Annotated in this window: 1 protein-coding gene; it reads right to left on the bottom strand. The window is 58.4% G+C overall.

What is annotated here, in order from left to right; all coding sequences use genetic code 11:
* Positions 1-469 (bottom strand): hypothetical protein (locus tag ABT56_RS24365; protein ID WP_047881229.1); only part of this gene is annotated, 469 nt, incomplete at both ends.

Raw genomic sequence — 469 nt, 5'->3', positions numbered from 1 at the left:
CGGCAAAAGCCAGCGCGGCGGTGGTTTCCAGTTTGATATGCTCCCCGGCAGCCAGTGACCAGCCGCCCCCAATCACCACGGGCGTAGTGTTGGCACTGCCAGCCTTGACCAAAACGTGACAACGTGACGGATTGGCGGCTAACTCAACATCGCCCGCTATTGTTAGCACTTGGCTTGCGCACTTCTCCGGGATTGCTGGCTTGGTGGTCAGTGCCGTGGTGCTGTAGACCCGAACCGCCTGCCCGTTTTCCAATTTCATCCGGGGCAATTCGCCAATCGCCAGTTTTTGCCCTTCGGCCAATACCATTTCCGGCATTTGGGTAACGACAAAGCCCTGACCTGCCTCGAAGGCCATCGGCGGCATCTTGCCAATATCAATGGTCTGATTCGGTGACAGCGTCACACTCGGCATGGCAGTGACTTCGACCTCGCGCCCATCGGACGGCGGTACATAGCGACCATAACCGCA

It is taken from the genome of Photobacterium aquae (genome assembly GCF_001029445.1).
Taxonomy (GTDB): domain Bacteria; phylum Pseudomonadota; class Gammaproteobacteria; order Enterobacterales; family Vibrionaceae; genus Photobacterium; species Photobacterium aquae.
Note: the sequence above shows the minus strand (reverse complement) of the source record. Positions and strands in the feature narration are given on the sequence as shown.